Genomic DNA, 20,195 nt, shown 5'->3' on the forward strand with positions numbered 1-20,195 from the left:
ATTCGGCACGCAGCCGCTAAACTCGCCGGGCCCGCTTAAAATCCAGCCTTTTTATTACAATTCGGCAGCGTCGTTTTTTGACGGAAGCGTCTTAAATCGCTGTAAACGGCGCTTAGACTTGACGGCGCGGAGAAAAAATAGTAATCTATGCGCCACGTAAGGGAGTAGGCGGCGCGTCCCGGCCGGGCGCGCAGCAAGGTCAACACCCTGAAATCGCCGATTTCTGGCCTTGTTTGAAACGACGAGACTTACTTGACCGTTTCCGTTGAGACGGAGCGCCAAGGAAGTCTCGTTTTTTTTGACCTTACGGCGGGGCGCCCGGTAAAAATTATGAGGCGGCTTCCCGCAGACGGTGGGACAATGTGCTCTTGGGAGACCGTCCCGGTTTTTGTGCGAAGGAGGAAAATTTATGAAAGAATATCTATCGTCATACGAAGAAGTCCTGAGGGAGCAGGGCTCTTCGCCGGAGGGGCTTTCCGGCCGCGAGGCGGCGGAACGCCTCGAACGTTTCGGAAGGAACAAGCTGAAGGAGGGGGAGAAGACCCCTCTCTGGAGACGCTTCCTCGACGAACTCGCCGACCCGATGATAATAATCCTCATCGTTGCGGCGGTCATTTCAGGCGTTACCGCGTTTTACGAGGGCGAGTCCTACGCCGACGTCATAATCATCATGTTCGTCGTCGTCATCAACGCCGTGCTCGGAGTAGTGCAGGAGAGCAAAGCCGAGGCCGCCATCGCCGCGCTGCAGGAGATAGCCGCCGCGACGAGCAAGGCGCTGCGCGACGGGAAGCTTACAACGCTCAAAAGCGAAGAGCTCGTCCCCGGCGACGTGGTGCTCCTCGAAGCCGGAGACTCCGTCCCAGCCGACGGACGGATAATCGAATGCGCAAGCATGAAGATAGAGGAAGCCGCACTCACCGGAGAATCCGTCCCTGTCAATAAAACGGCGGACGTACTCAATCTCGGCGGCGAAAAAGACGTGCCGCTCGGCGACCGCAAAAATATGGTCTATATGGGTTCGACGGTAGTCTACGGACGCGGCGCGGCGGTAGTCACAGGCACGGGCATGAATACCGAAATGGGCAAGATAGCCGACGCTCTCGCCAACGCCAAGGAAGAGGAGACGCCGCTCCAGATAAAGCTGAACCAGCTCAGCAAATTCCTCACCGTCCTAGTCGTCGGGATATGCGCCGTGATTTTCGCCGTCGGCCTCTTCCGCGCGAACGGCTCCGACGGTGGGATAAACGGCGACGCCGTCCTATCGACCTTCATGGTCGCAGTATCGCTCGCCGTCGCCGCCATCCCGGAGGGGCTCGCCGCAGTCGTCACGATAGTGTTGTCCATAGGCGTCACCAACATGTCGCGGCGCAACGCGATTATACGCAAGCTCACCGCCGTCGAGACCCTCGGCTGCACGCAGATAATCTGCTCCGACAAGACGGGCACGCTGACTCAGAACAAGATGACAGTCGTCGAACATTCCGCGGACGACGAAAAAATCCTTGAAACGGCGATGGCGCTCTGCTCCGACGCATCCATCGACCCCGACACGGGAGAAGCCGTAGGCGAGCCGACGGAATGCGCCCTCGTCAACGACGCGAACAAAAACGGCCTGCCGAAGACAAAGCTCATGGAGGAATACCCGCGCATAGGCGAAGCGCCCTTCGACTCGATGCGCAAAATGATGTCCACCGTCCACAAAACGAAAGACGGCAGAATGATCCAGTTCACCAAGGGCGCGCCCGACGAAGTGCTCAAGCGCTGCGCCTCGGCGCTCGTAGGCGGCAAAGCCGTGCCTATGACTGACGAAATACGCGCCTCGATAATCAAAAGCAACAAGGAGATGGCGGACAAGGCGCTGCGCGTCCTCTGCGGCGCGATGCGCGAATGGGACAAGGCCCCGGACAATTTCGAGCCCGACTATCTCGAGCGCGAACTCACCTACATCGGCCTCTCCGGCATGATCGACCCCGTCCGTCCCGAGGTCAAGCCCGCGATAGTAGAATGCCGCGGCGCGGGAATCCGCCCGATAATGATAACCGGCGACCACAAGGACACGGCCGTAGCGATAGCCAAGGAGCTCGGCATAATCAGCGACGCTTCGCAGGCGATTACGGGCGCTCAGCTTAACGAGATAAGCGACGGGCAGTTCAAAGAGGATATAGAGAAATACTCCGTCTACGCGCGCGTACAGCCCGAGCACAAGGTTCGCATAGTGACGGCGTGGAAGGCGAAGGGCAAGATAACGGCTATGACCGGCGACGGCGTCAACGACGCGCCCTCGATAAAGAGCGCCGACATAGGCGTAGGCATGGGCATCACGGGGACGGACGTAACGAAGAACGTCGCCGACATGGTCCTGGCCGACGACAACTTTGCGACGATAGTCTCCGCTGTGGAAGAGGGCCGCCGCATATACGCGAACATCCGCAAGGCGATACAGTTCCTGCTCGCATCCAACCTCGCTGAGGTGCTCGCGATATTTTTCGCGACGCTGATAGGCTTCACCATACTCGAGCCGGTACACCTGCTATGGATAAACCTCATCACCGACTGCTTCCCGGCGCTCGCGCTCGGCATGGAAAAGAGCGAGCCGGACATAATGAAGCGTCCGCCGCGCGACCCGCGCGAAGGGATATTCGCGGGAGGCATGGGCTTCGACGTATTCTTCCAGGGCGCGATAGTAACGGCGCTCGTCATGGTGTCGTATATAGTCGGCCACTATGTTGAAAGCGGCACATGGGAATTCACCAACAGCCACGACGGGACGACGATGGCCTTCCTCACGCTCTCGATGGTGGAGATATTCCACTCGCTCAACATGAGAAGCCGCCGCGGCTCCATCTTCACGCTCAAGACGCACAACGTATTTCTCTACGCGGCGATGCTGGTCTCGCTCGTGCTGACGACCGTAGTCATAGAAGTGCCGTTCGTAGCCGCGGCCTTCAACTTCACGCCGATAGACCTCCACGAATACGCGATAGCGCTCGGCCTCGCCGTGCTCATCATACCTATCATGGAAATCGTGAAGTTCGTGCAGAGACGGCTCGGCGTGTAGGACGCGCTGGAAAACAAAACGCCATACTGATATGAAGAGAGCCCGGCGGCAGGCCGGGCTCTCTTTGCGCGTTTCGCGTTCGGGCGGGGTCGCTAAAAATTACCAAACTTGACTGTATAGGCGTTGATGCGTTCGAGCAACTCTTTGTTGGAATAGTTGGAGATGCGCGAGAGGTACGCGCAGAGCATCTCCGCCGTCATCAGAGCGGCTACGTAGGAATTGTAATAGTCGCTGCTCCGGCACTGGGCCGTGAGCACGACGTCGGCGCAGTGGGCGAGCGGGCTCGTCACGGAGTCGGTTATGAGGATTATCTTCGCCCCCTGCGACTTCGCCATCTCCGTGGCGTTGACGGTCAGCAGGGAATAGCGCGGAAACGATACAGCGATTACGCAGTCGCTCGGGCCGAGGTCGCTGACGAAGTCAAAAATGTTCTGCGAGTAGCCTATGTAGTTGTGTACGTGCGAGACCATCTGGCGCATAATCAGGCTGAGGAAGCTCGCGACGCACGCCGCGCCGCGCTCGGAAACTATATATTTCTGGTCGCTCGCAAGGATGATACCGCTTGCTTTTTGAAACAGCGGCTCGGGATTGTTCGCGAGAGTGTTGTGTATGTTGGAAAGCACGTGTGCCGCGACGACGTCCCGCACGGGGGCGGTGACGCCGCGCGCTATAATCTCGTCGATTCTCTGCGAGGGGACTACGATGTCTTCGTTTATCGTGTTAAGGCTGTCGTCGAACGCCGCGCGCAGAAATTTCTGAAATTCCGGATAGCCGCCGAAGCCCAGCGCCTTCGCGAGGCGGATGACCGTAGAATAGCTTGCGTTTATTGCGTTGGCGAGCTCTATCGCGGTGAGGAACCGGCATTCGTCAAGGTTGTTGATTACGTAGTCTGCGGCCGCCCTCAGTTTTGGGGGCAGCTCCGCAGATGCTACCAATTCCCTTAACCTGCCAAACTGATTATCCATAAATGTCCGTTCATCCCTTCAAATGCTAGTAAGTCTACTTCCTCCAATATCTTACAGTTTATCATAAAAGAGCACTATTGCCGTTTTTATTATAAAAAACCTTGCTTGTACGCTTCAAAAATTTTATCTCTACCGCCGCAACGCTTAAACAACGTAAGTAATGACGCACGTACCGCGTGCGCGCCGCATTTGACATGTCAGATAAAGAATGATATATTTCCCACAACAAGGTTATTTTTATTTGTTATATAAAAAATAAAAATATTTTTCATTATAAATTCAAAAGAAGGTGTTTTGTAGTGAAAAAGTTGTCTTTGGGTACCAAAATCGTCATCGGTATTGTGATAGGCCTGGCTATCGGCTTCGCTTCGCCGCGCGCTGCTGAGTTCCTCTCTCCGCTTGGCGACGTCTTCCTGCGAATGTTGAAGATGCTCATTGTTCCGCTTGTCTTCTTCAGCATCACGAGCGGGATATGCAAGATGGGCGACGTCAAGCAGCTTATTACGGTCGGCCTCCGCTTCTGGCTGTGGATTATCGTGACTTCAGGATTCGCCGCCTTCGTCGGCGTCATCGCAGGGCTCATCACCCAGCCAGGCTCCGGCACAACGGAGTTCCTTCAATATTCGGGCGAGGTTAAATCAGTCACTTACAGCTTTATAGACAACATAATCTCGTGGTTCCCAGAAAATATCGTCGTTGCGATGTATAACGCCGACATGCTCCAGATAATCGTCTTCTCCCTCTTCCTCGGCGTCGCGCTGCTGTGCCTTGGCAAGCGTGTAGAACTCGTGATCTCGTTTATCGACCAGGCTAGCGAAACGATGCTAAAAATCACCGAGTTCGTCATGGCCTTCTCTCCGATAGGCATCGCCTCCCTCATGGCGACGATGGTCAGCACCGTCAGCAGCGCCACGATGTACGAAGTCATCGGATTCATGATAACCGACAACATCTGCGCGGTGCTGATACTCTTCGTCATGTACCCGGTGCTCGTCAAAGTTCTCGGCGGACTCAACGGGATCCTCTTCATGAAGAAGATCACCGCGCCTATGCTCGTCGCCATCACGACCACTTCGTCCGCGGCGACTCTGCCCGTCTCGATACGCACGGCGGAAGAGAAGCTCGGCATCCCGGAGAACGTCTACGGCTTCACCCTGCCTCTCGGCAACACCTGCGGAATGAACGGTTTCGCACTCTTCGTCGGCCTCTGCTGCGTATTCGCCTCGAACCTCTACGGATTTGAGCTGACGATAGGCCGTATCTTCCAGTTCGTATTCCTCGGCATAATCCTTTCGATAGGCGCTGCGGGCGTCAAGGGCGCGGGCGTCGTTATGTCGGTCGTGCTTATGGAAGCGCTCGGAATGCCGCTCAGCCTTATCCCGATACTCGCGGCGATATGGCCGACGATAGACCCGGCGCACACCGTACTGAACAACGTCGGCGACCTCGCCGGAACCGTTATCATATCGAACCGCCTCGGCCTCATGGATACGAAGGTCTTCAACGATACAAGCAAATAAAAGACATTCAGAAAGGAGCGTTTTTGTATGATAACCTTCAATAAGGAAATCGCCAACCTTCAGCCGTCGAAGTCCATGACTTTCATGGCGAAGGCGAAACAGATGCAGGCAACCGACCCGACGGTCATCAACCTCGCCGGTGGCGAGCCGGATTTTGCAACGCCAAAAAAGATATGCGACGAGCTTTTCCGCCAGGTCGAAGCCGGATACACGCACTACACCGTAGGCCCGGGCCTTCCGGAACTTCGCGAAAAGATAGCGAAGAAGCTGGCGGAGGAGAACGGGTGCAATTATTCGCCCGAAGGCGTCATCGTGACGCCCGGAGGCAAATTCGCGATATATCTCGCGGTGCGCAGCCTCGTCAACGCTGGCGACGAAGTCATGTACCTCGAACCCGGCTGGGTCTCCTATCCGGCCATCATCGAAGCGTCGGCCGCCCTGCCCGTCCCCGTGCGCCTTTCACTCGAAAACAACTATAAGGTGACGCTCGAGCAGCTCGAACAGTTCGTGACGGACAAGACGAAGGTGCTCATCATCAACTATCCGAACAACCCGACCGGAAAAACCCTCTCGCGCGAAGAGGCCGGCGAGGTCGAGCAGTTTATGCTGCGCCACCCCGACGTGGTGCTCATCGCCGACGAGATATATGAGCGCATCGTCTTCACCGGCTACAGCAACGTCAGCATGGCTTCCTACCCGTCGATAGCGGACAGGGTCGTCACTGTAAACGGATTCTCCAAGAGCGTCGCGATGACGGGCTGGCGCATAGGCTACCTAGCGACGACGCCGGAGATAAAGAACGTCATGAACAAGCTCTTCCAGCACACCATGTCATGCGTAAGCGGCTTCATCCAGAAGGCCGCCGTCGTCGCCCTCGACTGCAAGGACGAGATAGAAGAGATGCGTCAGAGCTACGAGCGCCGCCGCGACCTCTTCGTCGGAGGGCTGAACGCGATAGACAGCGTACAGTGCAGCTATCCCGAGGGAGCCTTCTACGCGTGGGTGAAGTTCGACATTCCAGGCCTCGATTCCGAAGGAGTCTGCGAGTATATACTTAAAGAAGCCAAGGTCGTCGGCGTTCCCGGCGTAGCCTATGGGACGGACGACAGCTGCGTGCGATTCTCGTTCGCGTCGAGCGAAGAGGATCTCAAGCAGGCCGTGGAGCGCATCGGCGCGGTCATGGCCGCTGTGAAGCGTTAATTATCGGAGGTAACATAAAATGAGCAAAGGATGCAAAATCATAACGAATTTCGTAAGGCCGCCGAGGGAACTCGTCGAAGAGTTCCGCGGAATGCCGGTCGCCAATATCGACGACTGCATGGGACGCACCGCGGCGATGAATTACAGGATTCACCCGATGAACAAGGGCTGCCTCGCCGGCACGGCCTTCACTATCAAGGTGCCGGAGGGCGACAATCTGATGTTCCATAAGGCGATGGATATGGCGAAGCCTGGAGACGTTTTTGTGATAGACGCGGGAGGCTCGTGCAGCCGCTCCATCTTCGGCGAGCTGATGGTATCATACTGCCGCGCGCGCGGCATCGCCGGAATCGTAGTAGACGGCAGTATCCGCGACTCCGAGGCGATAGGCGAGATGACCGATTTCCCCGTCTACGCGGCGGGCGTCACGCCGAACGGCCCGTACAAGAACGGCCCCGGCGAGATAAACACGCCCGTGAGCGTGGGCGGCGTAGTCGTGCACCCCGGCGACATAATCGTCGGAGACGCCGACGGCGTGATAGTGATCTATCCCGAGGACGCCGGGACGGTGCTCGCCGCCGTGAAGGCTGTCAAGGTCAAGGAAGCGCAGATAATGAAGGACATCGTCGAAAAGACGAGCTATCCGCGCCCGTGGGTAGACGAGAAGCTCAAGGAGATAGGCTGCGAGATCATATAGCGCGGCCGCACGGTAAGGTTTAGGATATAATTCGCGACGGGAGATGTAATGGCGCGGCGCGCGCTTTATATTTCCCGTCGTCGTATTTTTACGGAAGCGATGGTGGATTTATGAAAATAGTCGTACTTGACGGATACGCGGAAAATCCGGGCGACCTGAGCTGGGCTCAGGTCGAGGCGTTCGGCGAAACGACGGTCTACGACCGCACGCCGTTCGGCGACGAAGATGAGATAATATCGCGCGTCGGGGACGCGGAGGTCGTTTTGACCAACAAGACGCCTGTCTCGGCGCGCGTGATGGATTCGTGCCCGAATATGAAATTCATCGGAGTGCTCGCGACGGGCTACAACGTCATAGACTGCGCGCACGCGAAGGAAAGGGGCGTTATCGTCGCTAACGTCCCGACCTACGGCACCGAAGCCGTCGGACAGTTCGCGATAGCGCTGCTGCTCGAGATTTGCAGCCGCGTCGGCCATCACGACGCGAGCGTCCACGCGGGAAAGTGGCAGAGCTGCGCCGACTGGTGCTACTGGGACTACCCGCTGATAGAACTCGCGGGCAAGACCATCGGGATCATAGGCTTCGGGCGAATCGGGCGACAGACCGGGAAAATAGCGAAGGCCATCGGCATGAAGGTGCTCGCCTTCGACAGATTCGAGAACGACGAGGGCCGGGCGATAGCCGATTACGTGCAGCTCGACGAACTGCTCGGCGCGTCGGACGTCGTCGCGCTTCACTGCCCGCTGACGCCCGAGACTTCGGAAATAATCAACCGCGAGAACATAGCGAAGATGAAGGACGGCGTTATCATCATCAACAACAGCCGCGGACAGCTCGTCAACGAACGCGACTTGGCAGACGCGCTCGAAAGCGGCAAAGTCCGCGCCGCAGGGCTCGACGTCGTATCGTCCGAGCCTATCAGGGCGGACAACCCGCTCCTAACTGCGAAGAACTGCATAATAACGCCGCACATCTCGTGGGCCGCGAAGGAAAGCCGCCAGAGGATAATGGACTGCACGGCGCTGAACATAAAGGCGTTTCTCGACGGAGACCCCGTGAACGTCGTAAACGGATAGGCCGCGGAGGCGCGCCGCCTCCGAAGTTTTTTGCCGCACAACTAGACAATGACGCCGCCCGTCGGGGGCGGCGTTTTCGCGTTCATTTGCGGGATACTGATATCTACCGCCGCGCGGCGTCCTCGTCTATCCTGCGAAGTTTGTCGAACGCGGCGCTGTGGCGGCTGGAGGCCGCGGTCGGGTTGCGGCGCAGCAGCGAGAGCGCGCGGCGGTAGTCGCGGTCCCTGTATGAGGCGAGTTCAGTCTCCGCGCTGCGCATCGCTTCGCGCAGCTCTTTCAGCGCGGCTGCGTGGCGCGCGAGGCGGGCCTTCTCTTCGTCGGTGCGCGCGGAGGCCGCGGCGCGCTCTATCATCTCGAGCGCGGCGGAAGCCTTGCTCTCCATCATATGTATGCGGTCGTATTTCGCGCGGCGTTCGCGCTCGATAAGTTTAAGCAGCAGCTGCAGCCCCTTCTCGCGCCTCTCCTCGCCGCGTTCGCGGGCCGCCTCTCTGCGCGCGGCGAAGGCGGCTTCGACGGAGGCGAGCTTTTCTTTCAGTCCCGCCATGTTCGCGCCGAGCTCGGCCGCCGCGCTGTTCAGCCGCGATTCGGCCGCGGCGAGCCGTTCGTTGTTCGAAGATATGTTCTGAAGCAGCTCTTTAAGGCCGGAGGCCGCCTGCACCGATTTAACGACGTCCGCAGCGAAGAGCGCGGTCAGGGCGAGGTTCAGCATGTCCGAGACTGGTATCGGAATCGAGCTTATGAGGCGGACGAGCGGCGGCTCCACGGCATCGACGAGAAGCACGGAAAAAACTCCCCACGTGAGCGACGCGCGCAGGCATACGTAGCCGTTGATGTTGAAGCGCCGCTTGCTGTAGTCCCAGTAGCGCACCTGAAATATCTTCTCCATAGCCCAGCCCGTGACGTATTCGAGAGTCGTCGAGCTGGTCATTCCCGAGAAAAACACGAGCAGCGCGCTGGTGCGGAACGGCTCTGTCGAGCAAAGTATGATGACGGCGCCGAATCCGTATATAGGTATCCACGGGCCGAACAGGAAGCCCCTGTTGACCCATCTGCGCCGCTCGCACGATACGAGCAGAGATTCCCATACCCATCCGAGAAAACAGTAGCTCCAGAAAACGAGCATATATTGGGCCGTCGTCGACAGTTCCACCGGCATTCCCCCGTTCTCCGCGCGCGGCGCGGCTTTCCGCTATCGTATCATAGGCGCGGAAAAATACAAACATGTTTTATCGCCGGCGCAAAATATGGACAATTCAGGCGTTCAGGTGCTAATATTCTACATTGGCTAGCAGAATCGTCGGCTTAAAATCAATGCCCGCGGGCATTTTGAATGTGAGGAATTTACGGAATGCAGGACTCTTCAAAGATACGCAATATAGCGATAATAGCGCACATAGACCACGGCAAGACGACGCTCATCGACGGCATTTTCAAGGCGGCGCACCTTTTCCGCGACAACCAGGTGATGGAAGAGCGCGTCATGGACGCGGGCAACCTCGAGCGCGAGCGCGGAATAACGATCAAGGCGAAGCACTGCACCGTCGAGTGGCAGGGATATAAGATAAACATCGTGGACACGCCGGGCCACGCGGACTTCTCGGGCGAGGTCGAGCGCGTGCTCTCGATGGTCGATTCCGTCCTTCTGCTCGTGGACGCCAACGAGGGGCCGATGCCTCAGACGCGCTACGTGCTTATGCGCGCTCTGAAGCTCGGGCTGCGCCCGATAGTCATTATAAATAAAGTAGACCGTCCGAACGCCGACCCGGAAGCGGCGCTCGACAAGACCTTCGACCTCTTTATAGAGCTCGGCGCTACGGAAGAGCAGTGCGACTTCGCGGTGCTCTACGGCTCGGGCCTTCAGGGCTGGTTCGTGGACGACCTCTCGAAGCGCGAGGACAATTCTCAGGCCGGCATGGACGACCTCTTCAAGGCGATAATCGAGCGCGTCCCCGCGCCGAAGGCCGAGATGGACAAGCCCTTCCTGATGCAGGTCTGCACTCTCTCGTGGAGCGAGTACCTCGGACGCATCGGCTGCGGCAGGATTTTGCAGGGGACGCTGAAAAAGGGCGACAAGATACTGCGCACGCACACCCGCTGGAAGGACTACGACCAGACCGACTGGGAGGTAGTATCGACCGACACTTCGACCTGCACGCACCTCTACGTGACTAAGGGGCTGGACCGCGCGGAGGTCGAAGAGGCCGGAGCCGGCGACATAGTCTGGTTCACCGGCCCGGCGAATATAGACCTCGGCGACACTATGAGCTCGCCGGAGATTCCCGACGCAGTTATGCCGCCCCTCGACATAGAGGAGCCGACGGTGTCGATGTTCTTCATCGTCAACACAAGCCCGTTCGCGGGACAGGACGGCAACGCGATAACGCTGCGCCAGCTCAAGGCCCGCATCGAGCGCGAGACGAAGACCGACCCCGCGCTGCGCATGGAGGACCTGGGCCGTCCCGACGGCATAAAAGTCTCGGGCCGCGGCGAGCTGCACCTCGGCATTCTTATAGAGGAAATCCGCCGCGAGGGCTCGGAGATATGCGTCTCGCGCCCCGAGGTCATCGTGCAGCACGATGAAAACGGCAAAACGCTCGAACCTATGGAGGAGCTCATCATCGACGTGCCGGAGGAATATCAGGGCGTCGTCATACAGAAGCTCGCGCAGCGCAAGGGCGAGCTCAAAAATATGGAAAACAGCGGCACCGGCGTGCTGCGCCTCGAATTCAAGATACCGACGCGCGGCCTTATCGGCTATCGCGGCGAGTTCCTCACCGACACGCGCGGCCTCGGCATCCTCGCATCGCGCTTCATCGGCTACGAGCCGTGGGTCGGAGAGATAAACGCGCGCTCGCGCGGCTCGCTCGTGAGCATGGACACGGGCACGGCTACGAGCTACGCGCTCGAGAACCTCCAGGAGCGCGGCACCCTTTTCATCAAGCCGGGCGACCCGATATACAACGGGCAGGTCGTCGGAGAATCCTCGCGCGGCAAGGACATACCCTGCAACCCCTGCAAGCGCAAGCAGCAGACCAACCACCGCTCCGCCACGAAGGACATGATGACCGTGCTCGACGTTCCGCGCACGATAACCGTGGACTCCGCGCTCGAGTGGATAAGCGACGACGAGCTCGTCGAAGTGACGCCGCTCTCCGTGCGCATACGCAAGATGATACTCGACGCCGACCAGCGCAAGAAGGCGCGCATCCAGGCCGGAATACGCGACGACGACGAGGACTAGAGGACGATGCTGTACGAGCTTGTGCCGTTCCGCTCCTTCGAGCAGGATGAAATTTACAGCTGCTTCACGGGCATTCTTGAAAGCATCGGTACATTCGACGACGCGGAACGCGCCGAGAGCGCCGAATGGTTCAGCAACAGCGCGGCGCAGCTCGCCTGCTACGCAGAGCGCGCCGGAATAAAAGGGAACGTCTGGACCGCGTGGCTAGCGAAGCTCTTCGCGGAGGCGGAAAACCCCTTCTCGCTCGCGCACGAGCGCCGCGAACCGGGCGGCGGCACGATGGACGGCCTCGCGATGCAGGACATGGAGCAGCTTTACTTTTATTTGAAATATGATTACGCGAAGCTCGAAAAGCGGATGAACGTCAACATGATGAGGCGTTTCGGCAAAACCTTCGAACCCTCCGCGAACGGCCCTGCCTCGCTCGAACGCGCGGCCGGCGCGGTGATTGCCGAACTCGCCGACGCCATGGAGAAGGCCGGCTCGCCGCAGGAGCTTTACCGCGCCGTCACGGCCTTCTACCACGCGCACGGCGCCGGCAGGTTCGCGCTCTACAACGGCTTCCGCTGGGACGACAAGGCGCGCGAGATAGTCCCCGCCGCGCCGCTCGAAGACGTCACATTCGACAAGCTTTTCGGCTACGAGGAGCAGAAACGCGCGCTCATCGGCAACACCATCGCATTCATCGAAGGCCGCCCCGCGAACAACGTCCTGCTCTACGGCGAGGGCGGCACGGGAAAATCATCGTCGATAAAGGCGCTGCTCAACGAGTACGCGCCGCGCGGCCTGCGCATGATAGAACTCTACAAACACCAGATGGCCGACTTCGAGGCCGTGCTCGACGCCGTCAAATGGCGCAACTACAAATTCATAATCTTCATGGACGACCTGTCGTTCGAGCAGTTCGAGGTGGAATACAAATTCCTCAAGGCCTTCATCGAGGGCGGCCTGGAAAAACGCCCCGACAACGTGCTGATATACGCGACGTCGAACCGCCGCCATCTCATGAAAGAGACGTGGGGCGACCGCGACGACAAATCCGACGACATGCACGAGTCCGAGACGATGCAGGAAAAAATGTCGCTCGTTGACCGCTTCGGCCTCATGATACGCTACTTCTCGCCGGAGCAGGAACAGTACCTCGACATAGCGAGGAAGCTCGCCGCGGAGTACGGCATCGACACGAGCAGCGAAGAGTTTGAAAAAGGCGCGATACGCTGGGAGCTGAAGCACGGCGGCTTCTCGGGCCGCAGCGCCCGGCAGTACGTCGAGCACCTCGCGGGCCTCGCCGGAAAGTAAACGCAAGAGAAAATCATCCAACGCCTCCTTACGGGGGCGTTTTTTATTTATGACGGACGAATCGGGGAGATTCGCGGCGTCGCGGGTAATCGGTATGAAATATGTTTTTGCAATTTAAGCCGTGCCGCATGGACGCCGTCGCGTCCGTGGGGCTGCGGGGCGCGGCTTCGCACGTCGGCGAAAAACTCCGCGTACGGCTGCGACGGCCCCGCAGAAAGCGCGTGAAAGCGGCGCGCAGCTCCCAAGCGGCCTGCCGCCGCAGACGCCGCGCCACCGCCCGCCTTCGGACTGACGTGTGGCGGCGTCTGCGAAAAGCGGGCGCGCGTAGAAAAACGCCGTTCCTCTTGCGCGCGGCCCGACGAGCGCGGCGGCGCGCCCTCTACGCCTTTTCAGTCTCCGGCACGTCCTTCACGCCGCCGTCCGGCGCAACCATCCTCTTTACGTAGCCGACGAATTTCTTGCAGGCGGGGGACGCATCGGCGAACGAAGGCAGGCATATCGACAGCTCGCGCGTCACGCGCGGCGTGAGCGGCAGCTTGACGACGCGCCCCTCCCAGCCGCGCAGCACAAGCTCCGGCAGGATGCTGACGCCGAGCCCGTTCTCCACCATCGAAAAAATCGTCCGCTCGTCGCGCGATGTAAACTTTATATTCGGCTTCAGCGAATAATCGTCGAGTATCCTCCCAGTCGCGTAGTCGTAGCTGTGCGTGACTATGACGAAATCCTCGCCGTTGAAAGCCTCGAGCGGAAACTCGGCGCGCCCCGCGAGCGGGTGCTCCTGCGGAAGAATCGCGAGAAAAGGGTCTACGCACAAAGCGTGGTGCTCGAGATGCAGCCCCGGCTGGTACGTCATCAGGGCCAGGTCGGCGCGCCCGTCCTCCACCGCCTCCTCGAGCGCGTCCGTGCCGCCCTCCGTTATCTCGATTTTGATATTCGGATAATTTTCCTGAAAGCGCTTGATTATCTGCGGCAGCCAGTGAGTCGCGATGCTCGAGAAGGAGCCCACGCGCAGCGTGCCGGAAATCAGGCCGTTGAGCGAACCGACAGTCTGCGTCAGGCGCTCGTTCCACTTCACTATCTCGCGCAGATACGGCAGCACGCTGCGCCCCTCCTCGGTAAGAGTCACGCCGGCGCGGCCGCGCATAAAAATTCGGAAGCCGAACTCCGCCTCGACAGCTTTTATCATGTGGCTCACGCCTGACTGCGTGTAGCCGAAGCTCTCTCCCGCGCGAGTGAGGCTGCCGCACTCCGCCGCCTTTATGATGACCTCGTATTTTCTCACGTCCATAGCGCGCGCACCGCCTTTTCATATATTTCACGCCGACTATATAATAGCATCGCGCGCGGAATATCCGGCTACGGTCACACGGAACGCGGCGCGGCCGCTGCGCGGACGAAAATCAGTCGATGATTCGCGGCGGCGTTCGCCGGCCTGACTGACGGCGCGCGACGGCTTCAATCCATACGGAACGCGGCCGCCCCGTGCGGACGGGAGGCCGCGCGTTCTCGAAGCTTTCCGCCTAAAAAGGAGCCGGGAGGCTGTATCCACAGCCCGATATGCGTATGCGCGGCGGATGGGACGGTAGGTAAATTTGCGTAAATCGCGCCGCGCGGGCTGCAGCGCGCCCGAAAACGCCGCGTTTAAGCGCCTGCGCGGAAATTTTCGTCCGCGATCAAGGTATCTATAAGAAGCTATATAACACATAAAACAAACTATAAGTACATAAAACACTCCTCTTTTAAGACCCGTCCCATAAATATTTATTAAGTGAATATATTGAAGCCTGCGGAGCGCAGCCGCGCCGTTTAATACGGATTTAACGCGGCTCCGCCCTTGTAGGTAATTATGCGTAACACGCCTAAAATAGAAATTTTTTTTGTTTTACGAGCGGAGCGGAGCGCTTCTATAATGCAGGCTGTCAATGAGGAATAAGTATAAAGGGGGATGGATTGGAATGGGCGGCGATATGATTCTTCTTGCGACGATGGCTGTCACTGCGGCTGTCTCCGCGATATTCGCGTTTGTTATGACAAAGAAAATGATATGGCAATCGACGGACGCTTCCGTGGTCTCCGTAACGGAGGCTGAGAAAGCGGCCTGTTGATAAATTTCCTCCCTAGGAAGAAAGGCGCGGCCTTCGGGCCGCGTTTTTTGTGCGCTTATGACATGAATAATTTTCATGTCTGAAATTAAATTATGTCGTTTTACTAATTACTGTGCCGCTGATAATATAATCGCCGTAAGGGATGGCCGTTCCTGATAAGAGAAATTTACGGCGGCGACGCCTGGGAGGTCACTTAAAATGATGGAATTGACTGAAATGTTCATAGCGGTCGGCAGCCTGGTTTTCGCTTTCGCGATGGAGATACGCGACATCTGCGCCGACATGCAGGGCGCGGGCCATTCGCACGCGGCCGCGAAGCGCTTCTAACTTCGTACCGAAAGAATACTTCAGGGCGCTGTTCCAAGCGCGGCGCCCGGTTACGGAAAACGCGGCGGCTCACGACCCCGCCGTGTATGAAGGCAGAGCTCAAGGCGAAGGGCCTGCATTCCTCAAAAAACGCGGCGTTCTGACTTGCGCCGCGTTTTTTATTTTTTTATATATTCCCTATTATTACGGTCTCAAGTTTTTCGCGCGCGACGTCCGCGAGGCGGAAAAGCGTCTCTTTCGGCGTCGGCGGCCTGTCCGTCATCAGGCGGCGCGGGAAGAAGCGCGTTATGTGGAGCGGGATTTTCACGTCCACCGATGCGGCCCACGACGAAAGCGCGCGCATCTCGTCCTCTCCGTCGTTTTCGCCTGGGACTATCAGCGTCGTCAGCTCCACGTGCGCCGCGCCGGCCGCCGTTTTTATGAAATTCTTCACGGTTTGCAAGTCTCCGCCGAGCTTTCTGTACCATTCCTCCGTGAAGCCCTTGAGGTCGATGTTGTAGGCGTCTATGAGCGGCAGCAGTTCGCGCAAGACTTCCGGCTCCGCCGTGCCGTTCGTGACGAGGACGTTCTTCATTCCGCGCGCCCGCACTTCGGCGGCGCAGTCGCGCACGAACTCCCAGCCGACCAGCGGCTCGTTGTAGGTGTAGGCGAGGCCGATGTTGCCGCGCGGCCTGAGCTCTTCCGCGAGTTCTGCGAGGCGGCTCGGCGCCGCGCTCTCCGTCGGTAAATCCTCGCCCGCGCCCGCTATTTCGTAATTCTGGCAGAACGGGCAGTTAAGGTTGCAGCCGAAGCTCCCGACCGAAAGAATCATCGAACCCGGATAAAATTTCGCGAGCGGCTTCTTCTCTATCGGGTCGAGCGCGGCCGACGTTATCCTGCCGTAATTGAGGCTCACGACGCGCCCGGCGACGTTCTTTCTCGCGCGGCAGAGCCCCGTCCGTCCTTCATCGAGGCGGCAATGGTGGAAACAGACGCCGCAGACTGCACTAGTAATGGCGCGTCACCTCGAATCTCTCAAGCTCAACGTCCTCGCCGGGCGCGATGCCGGCCTTCTGCTTCGCGATCGCGATCTGCTGCGCGACGTCCGTCACGCCGTCGAGATTCGGCAGCAGCAGCCCGCGCTTGTATCCGCGCGTCACGATTACGCCGTATTTTTTCACGTCGAGCTGCGAAGGCGACTCTATCCTCTCCGGCGGCTCAAGCACGTCCACGCTGTAGACGAGCCTCTCCAGCTCGTCCGGCTCTACGGGATTGAAGCGCGGGTCGCGCGAGGCGGCGCTGACCCCGTTGTCGATGATTTCCTGCGCGACGCAGGACGCGACGGGCGCTATCGTGCCGATACAGCCGCGCAGCCTGCCGTCTTTATGCAGCGAGACGAACACCCCCGCGCGGCGGCGCGTCATATCGTCGGGCAGCCCGTCCGGCATTTCGAGGCGGCGGCCGGTGCGAACGTAACGTTCGACCGAGGCGCGCGCGAGGCGCACGTATTCGTCCTCCGCGGTGCGTATGGCTGCGAGCCGCCGTTTTTCCTTTTCTTCATAAATTTCGAGGAAACGCCGCGAATCGCCGCGCCCGCCGCCCTCGAAGGCACAGACTCCGTAGCCGACGCCGAAAGGCCCTTCGTAAGAAAGTTTTTCCGCATGCACTGCTCGGCCGTCGAAAGCGCCGGCCATGATGACGAACGAGCGATGACCGCACTCGGCGGCGCTCTCGCAGAAATCTTCCGAAAAATCGAAAAGCTCGCCGAAAGCGCCGCGCGACATCACATCCATGACGCGTTCGTCGTATCTCGGGCCGTCCGGCGAAAAGCCGTAAGGGCCGTCGGCCTTGAGCTTGTGCGAAAGGTCGCCGCTCGCGACTATCACAACGCGCCGTCCGAGCTTCTCCGCGGTCTCGGCGACGAGCCGCCCGAATCTGTAATGCTCCGTAAGCGGCAGGCCGGAAAGCCCGGCGCGTACGACCTTCGGAAGCGTGCCGAAAGCGCGCGAAAGAAAGTGGAGCGGCACCATCACGCCGTGGTCGAGTTTTTTATCGCGCTCGCCGAGCGTCCCGGCCGGGAAACCGGCCCCGCGCGCATCCGATTCGAGAGCGCGCACGAACTCAGCGTCGTAAGAAACATCGAACGTTTCCTGCGGCGCGCCGAACTGCGCGAAATCCCCGAAAGCGCCCGCGCCCGGCGAAACGTGGAAATAATCGGCGTACATCGGCGCGTGCGGCGACGTTATTACAAGCGTCTCCGGCTTAAAGGCGGCGGCGAACTCAGCCGCCCGCTCATAAGCGCGCGCGGTCGCCCCGATCGCGCGCTCCCCGCCGCGCCCGACCGCCGGAACGATAAGCGGCGGATGCGGCACCATGATTCCAGCAAGGATTCCCATAACGATACCCCCTCGGATAAACGAAGATATTCAAACTATTATACAACGCTGCCGTTTGTAGCCGCGAAACGCCGCTGAGTGTTATATAATTGTGGCCGAAATGACTGTATCATTGAATGAAAGAAATAAAGGAGAGCACGCAGTATGAAACTATTTCAGATAACTTCGCCTTCCTTCCGAGGGGCGCTAGCCTATGATACACATAGCGCTCGCGATACACGACCCAAATGGGACATACGCACGGCACGCCGGAGTGGTCATCGCGTCGGTACTGAGGAACACTGAAAATCCCGTCTGCTTCCATATACTGCATGACGAGACTATGACAGCAGAAAACAGGGGAAAGCTGGAAGAGGTGTTCACCGTCAACGACCACGGCGGCGGAGAGATTTGCTTTGAAGATATGGCGCGATACGTGGAATGCTGGGCAGCTAAGTTTGATACCGTATGCGGCAGATTTACGCGCGGCGCGATGTTTCGCCTGTGCCTGCCAGAGGCGTTGCATGATGTCGATTATGTTATTTACCTGGACTGCGACGTCGTCGTCAACCTTGATATATCCGTCCTGTGGAACGAACGTATCAACATGAGTGATAAGGCGCTCGCCGGAGTCAGAGAAGATTTTTCGTCTCCCGAGCCAGATATGTCAGAGCCGTGCGAGTCGATAAAGACAGATAAGTACGGCATCGCCGACGGACGTTATATAAATTCAGGCGTTCTAATAATGAATCTCGAAAGACTGCGTTCCGAATATGCCTGCAAAGGCAGCCTTGCTAAACGCGCCGTAGCTTATGCGGAACGCTGTTCTCCGGCGTATCCTGACCAAGATTTCCTCAATGCGGAATATTTGTGCGACATTCTTTACTTAAGCCGCAGATACAACGAGGTGCCGGTCGAGGATTACAAGGATGTCTTTCATAATGAACATATATGGCATTTCTTCTCGAAGGGCAAGCCGTGGAACGTCGTCAGAGGGAGCAACGCCGACATGCTTTACTGGCAGAACCTGATGCACACGCCGTGGCGCGGCGAACTTGTGGAGTCGTTCTACAACGCCGCAGTCAACGGGCAGTATTATCACAGGCATTCGCGCGAGTGCATTGACAGGCTTGCACGTCAGCTTGTGGAAAATATCAAAAACATCAAACGAACATTCAAAAGCAATAAACGGTAAAAGCGAAGGGCGCGGTGTCGCGCTCGTCTTTCGGCGCGCAGTATTATATAATCCCCGGCGATGAGAGCCGCAAAAAGAATGTAACATGAAGGGACTGCGCCAATATGAAACCGGTTCAGAAAAAAAATCTATTTACCCATTCGAAGGATTGTTAGCCTATGATACAAGTCGCGCTTTCTGTCTATGACCCTAAAGGCACCTACGCGCGCCACGCCGGAGTGGTTATCGCCTCAGTGCTGCGGAACACCGAAGCGCCCGTCTGCTTCCATATACTTCACGACGATACCCTGACGGATGAGAACAGGAGCAGGTTGGAGGAGAGCGCCGCGGAGCATCAGTCGAAAACCCCGGGCGAGCCTCGCGGAACGGTGGATTTTATTGATGTTTCCGACGCGATGGGCAAATTTCCTGAGTCCGATTTTGATAAAATCTGCGGCAGATTTTCCAGGGGCACGCTCTACCGCCTGATGCTCCCTGAAATCATCCATGACAGCGTGGATAAGGTGATTTACCTTGATTGCGACATAGTCGTAGCTCTCGACATAGCGGATTTGTGGAAAATCGTATCGTCGGATACGGAGCGCACCCTCGGGGGAGTTCAGGAAGACAGGAGTCCCAATCCGCCGGCATCGGCCGTGCCCATAAGCGAGATAAAGACCGACGCGATGGGGCTTTCTCGCGAGCGCTACATCAACGCCGGAGTGCTGTATATGAACCTCGAGAGGCTGCGTTCGGAGCGCACCGCGAAGACCGCGCTGTTTCAGCGCGCAGTCGCCTATATAGACAGGTTTGCCCCGCCGCTGCTCGACCAGGATTTCCTCAACGCCGAGTACCTCGGCGACATTCTTTACCTCGACCCCAGATACAACACAGACCCGAAGGACGAGATTTTCGAGAGTGTTTTCGAGATGGAGAGGATATGGCACTTCGGCGGACACCTGAAGCCGTGGAACGCCCTCACGGGGACGAACGCGGATATGCTTTACTGGAAATATCTCTCGCTGACGCCGTGGCGCGACGAGCTCTGGGATTCGCTTTTCGCCGCAATGTCGAACGAAAAATATTATCACAGGCATTCAAAAGGCTGCGTCAAGAGGTTAAAATCTCAGGTATGGGACAACATGAAAGATATTCTGAAGCTTAGGAGATAACTGAAAC

The 20,195-nt window shown here is 58.2% G+C and carries 16 protein-coding genes; 11 read left to right on the plus strand and 5 right to left on the minus strand.

Annotated elements, in window-relative coordinates; all coding sequences use genetic code 11:
- Window positions 1–409: 409 nt before the first annotated feature.
- Window positions 410–3,058: a cation-translocating P-type ATPase gene (locus B5F39_RS01390; RefSeq protein WP_087363075.1), complete on the plus strand. Its 2,649-nt coding sequence runs from the start codon at window positions 410–412 to the stop codon at window positions 3,056–3,058.
- A gap of 92 nt (window positions 3,059–3,150) precedes the next feature.
- On the opposite strand, the gene B5F39_RS01395 is transcribed toward B5F39_RS01390, so the two are convergent.
- Window positions 3,151–4,023, minus strand: coding sequence for a MurR/RpiR family transcriptional regulator (locus tag B5F39_RS01395; RefSeq protein ID WP_087363077.1), 873 nt, complete (start codon window positions 4,021–4,023; stop codon window positions 3,151–3,153).
- Window positions 4,024–4,322: 299 nt separating this feature from the next.
- On the opposite strand from B5F39_RS01395, the gene B5F39_RS01400 reads away from it, so the two are divergent.
- The 4 genes from B5F39_RS01400 to B5F39_RS01415 all read left to right on the plus strand — a co-directional run bounded on the left by B5F39_RS01400 (window position 4,323) and on the right by B5F39_RS01415 (window position 8,516).
- Complete coding sequence (locus tag B5F39_RS01400) at window positions 4,323–5,543, plus strand: dicarboxylate/amino acid:cation symporter (protein ID WP_087363079.1); 1,221 nt, start codon at window positions 4,323–4,325, stop codon at window positions 5,541–5,543.
- Window positions 5,544–5,570: 27 nt separating this feature from the next.
- Window positions 5,571–6,743 (plus strand): pyridoxal phosphate-dependent aminotransferase, encoded by a 1,173-nt coding sequence (locus B5F39_RS01405; RefSeq protein ID WP_087363081.1) that lies wholly within the window; start codon window positions 5,571–5,573, stop codon window positions 6,741–6,743.
- Between the two features lie 19 nt (window positions 6,744–6,762).
- Window positions 6,763–7,440 (plus strand): RraA family protein, encoded by a 678-nt coding sequence (locus B5F39_RS01410; RefSeq protein ID WP_087363083.1) that lies wholly within the window; start codon window positions 6,763–6,765, stop codon window positions 7,438–7,440.
- Window positions 7,441–7,550: 110 nt separating this feature from the next.
- Window positions 7,551–8,516 carry a D-2-hydroxyacid dehydrogenase gene (locus tag B5F39_RS01415; RefSeq protein ID WP_087363085.1) on the plus strand — a complete coding sequence of 322 codons (966 nt, stop codon included), beginning with the start codon at window positions 7,551–7,553 and terminating at the stop codon, window positions 8,514–8,516.
- A 103-nt stretch (window positions 8,517–8,619) separates the two neighbouring features.
- Here B5F39_RS01415 and B5F39_RS01420 read toward each other — a convergent pair whose 3' ends face one another.
- The gene (locus tag B5F39_RS01420; RefSeq protein ID WP_087363087.1) at window positions 8,620–9,672 is read right to left on the minus strand and encodes a putative ABC transporter permease; all 1,053 of its coding nucleotides are present in this window, start codon (window positions 9,670–9,672) and stop codon (window positions 8,620–8,622) included.
- Window positions 9,673–9,864: 192 nt separating this feature from the next.
- Here B5F39_RS01420 and typA point away from each other — a divergent pair, with 192 nt between their 5' ends.
- Both typA and B5F39_RS01430 read left to right on the plus strand, forming a co-directional pair.
- A complete protein-coding gene (typA, locus tag B5F39_RS01425; RefSeq protein ID WP_087363088.1) occupies window positions 9,865–11,757 on the plus strand; it encodes a translational GTPase TypA in 1,893 nt (630 codons plus the stop codon).
- Between the two features lie 6 nt (window positions 11,758–11,763).
- Window positions 11,764–13,056: an ATP-binding protein gene (locus tag B5F39_RS01430; protein WP_087363090.1), complete on the plus strand. Its 1,293-nt coding sequence runs from the start codon at window positions 11,764–11,766 to the stop codon at window positions 13,054–13,056.
- A 379-nt stretch (window positions 13,057–13,435) separates the two neighbouring features.
- On the opposite strand, the gene B5F39_RS01435 is transcribed toward B5F39_RS01430, so the two are convergent.
- Window positions 13,436–14,344 (minus strand): LysR family transcriptional regulator, encoded by a 909-nt coding sequence (locus B5F39_RS01435; RefSeq protein ID WP_087363092.1) that lies wholly within the window; start codon window positions 14,342–14,344, stop codon window positions 13,436–13,438.
- Between the two features lie 667 nt (window positions 14,345–15,011).
- Here B5F39_RS01435 and B5F39_RS14145 point away from each other — a divergent pair.
- On the plus strand, window positions 15,012–15,161 hold the full coding sequence (locus B5F39_RS14145; protein ID WP_158095892.1) for a hypothetical protein: 150 nt from the start codon (window positions 15,012–15,014) through the stop codon (window positions 15,159–15,161).
- 198 nt (window positions 15,162–15,359) lie between these two features.
- Window positions 15,360–15,488, plus strand: coding sequence for a hypothetical protein (locus B5F39_RS14625; protein WP_255375995.1), 129 nt, complete (start codon window positions 15,360–15,362; stop codon window positions 15,486–15,488).
- A 166-nt stretch (window positions 15,489–15,654) separates the two neighbouring features.
- On the opposite strand, the gene amrS is transcribed toward B5F39_RS14625, so the two are convergent.
- Both amrS and amrA read right to left on the minus strand, forming a co-directional pair.
- Window positions 15,655–16,482, minus strand: a complete 828-nt coding sequence (amrS, locus tag B5F39_RS01440; protein WP_087363093.1) for an AmmeMemoRadiSam system radical SAM enzyme — start codon at window positions 16,480–16,482, stop codon at window positions 15,655–15,657.
- Window positions 16,475–17,863 carry an AmmeMemoRadiSam system protein A gene (gene amrA, locus B5F39_RS01445; RefSeq protein ID WP_087363095.1) on the minus strand — a complete coding sequence of 463 codons (1,389 nt, stop codon included), beginning with the start codon at window positions 17,861–17,863 and terminating at the stop codon, window positions 16,475–16,477. The genes amrS and amrA overlap by 8 nt, the downstream gene beginning before the upstream one ends.
- A gap of 193 nt (window positions 17,864–18,056) precedes the next feature.
- Here amrA and B5F39_RS01450 point away from each other — a divergent pair, with 193 nt between their 5' ends.
- Both B5F39_RS01450 and B5F39_RS01455 read left to right on the plus strand, forming a co-directional pair.
- Window positions 18,057–19,037 carry a glycosyltransferase family 8 protein gene (locus B5F39_RS01450; protein WP_087363097.1) on the plus strand — a complete coding sequence of 327 codons (981 nt, stop codon included), beginning with the start codon at window positions 18,057–18,059 and terminating at the stop codon, window positions 19,035–19,037.
- Window positions 19,038–19,195: 158 nt separating this feature from the next.
- A complete protein-coding gene (locus B5F39_RS01455; protein ID WP_087363099.1) occupies window positions 19,196–20,188 on the plus strand; it encodes a glycosyltransferase family 8 protein in 993 nt (330 codons plus the stop codon).
- The last annotated feature ends 7 nt before the right edge of the window (window positions 20,189–20,195 follow it).

The sequence above is a fragment of the Cloacibacillus sp. An23 genome, from assembly GCF_002159945.1.
Lineage (GTDB): Bacteria > Synergistota > Synergistia > Synergistales > Synergistaceae > Caccocola.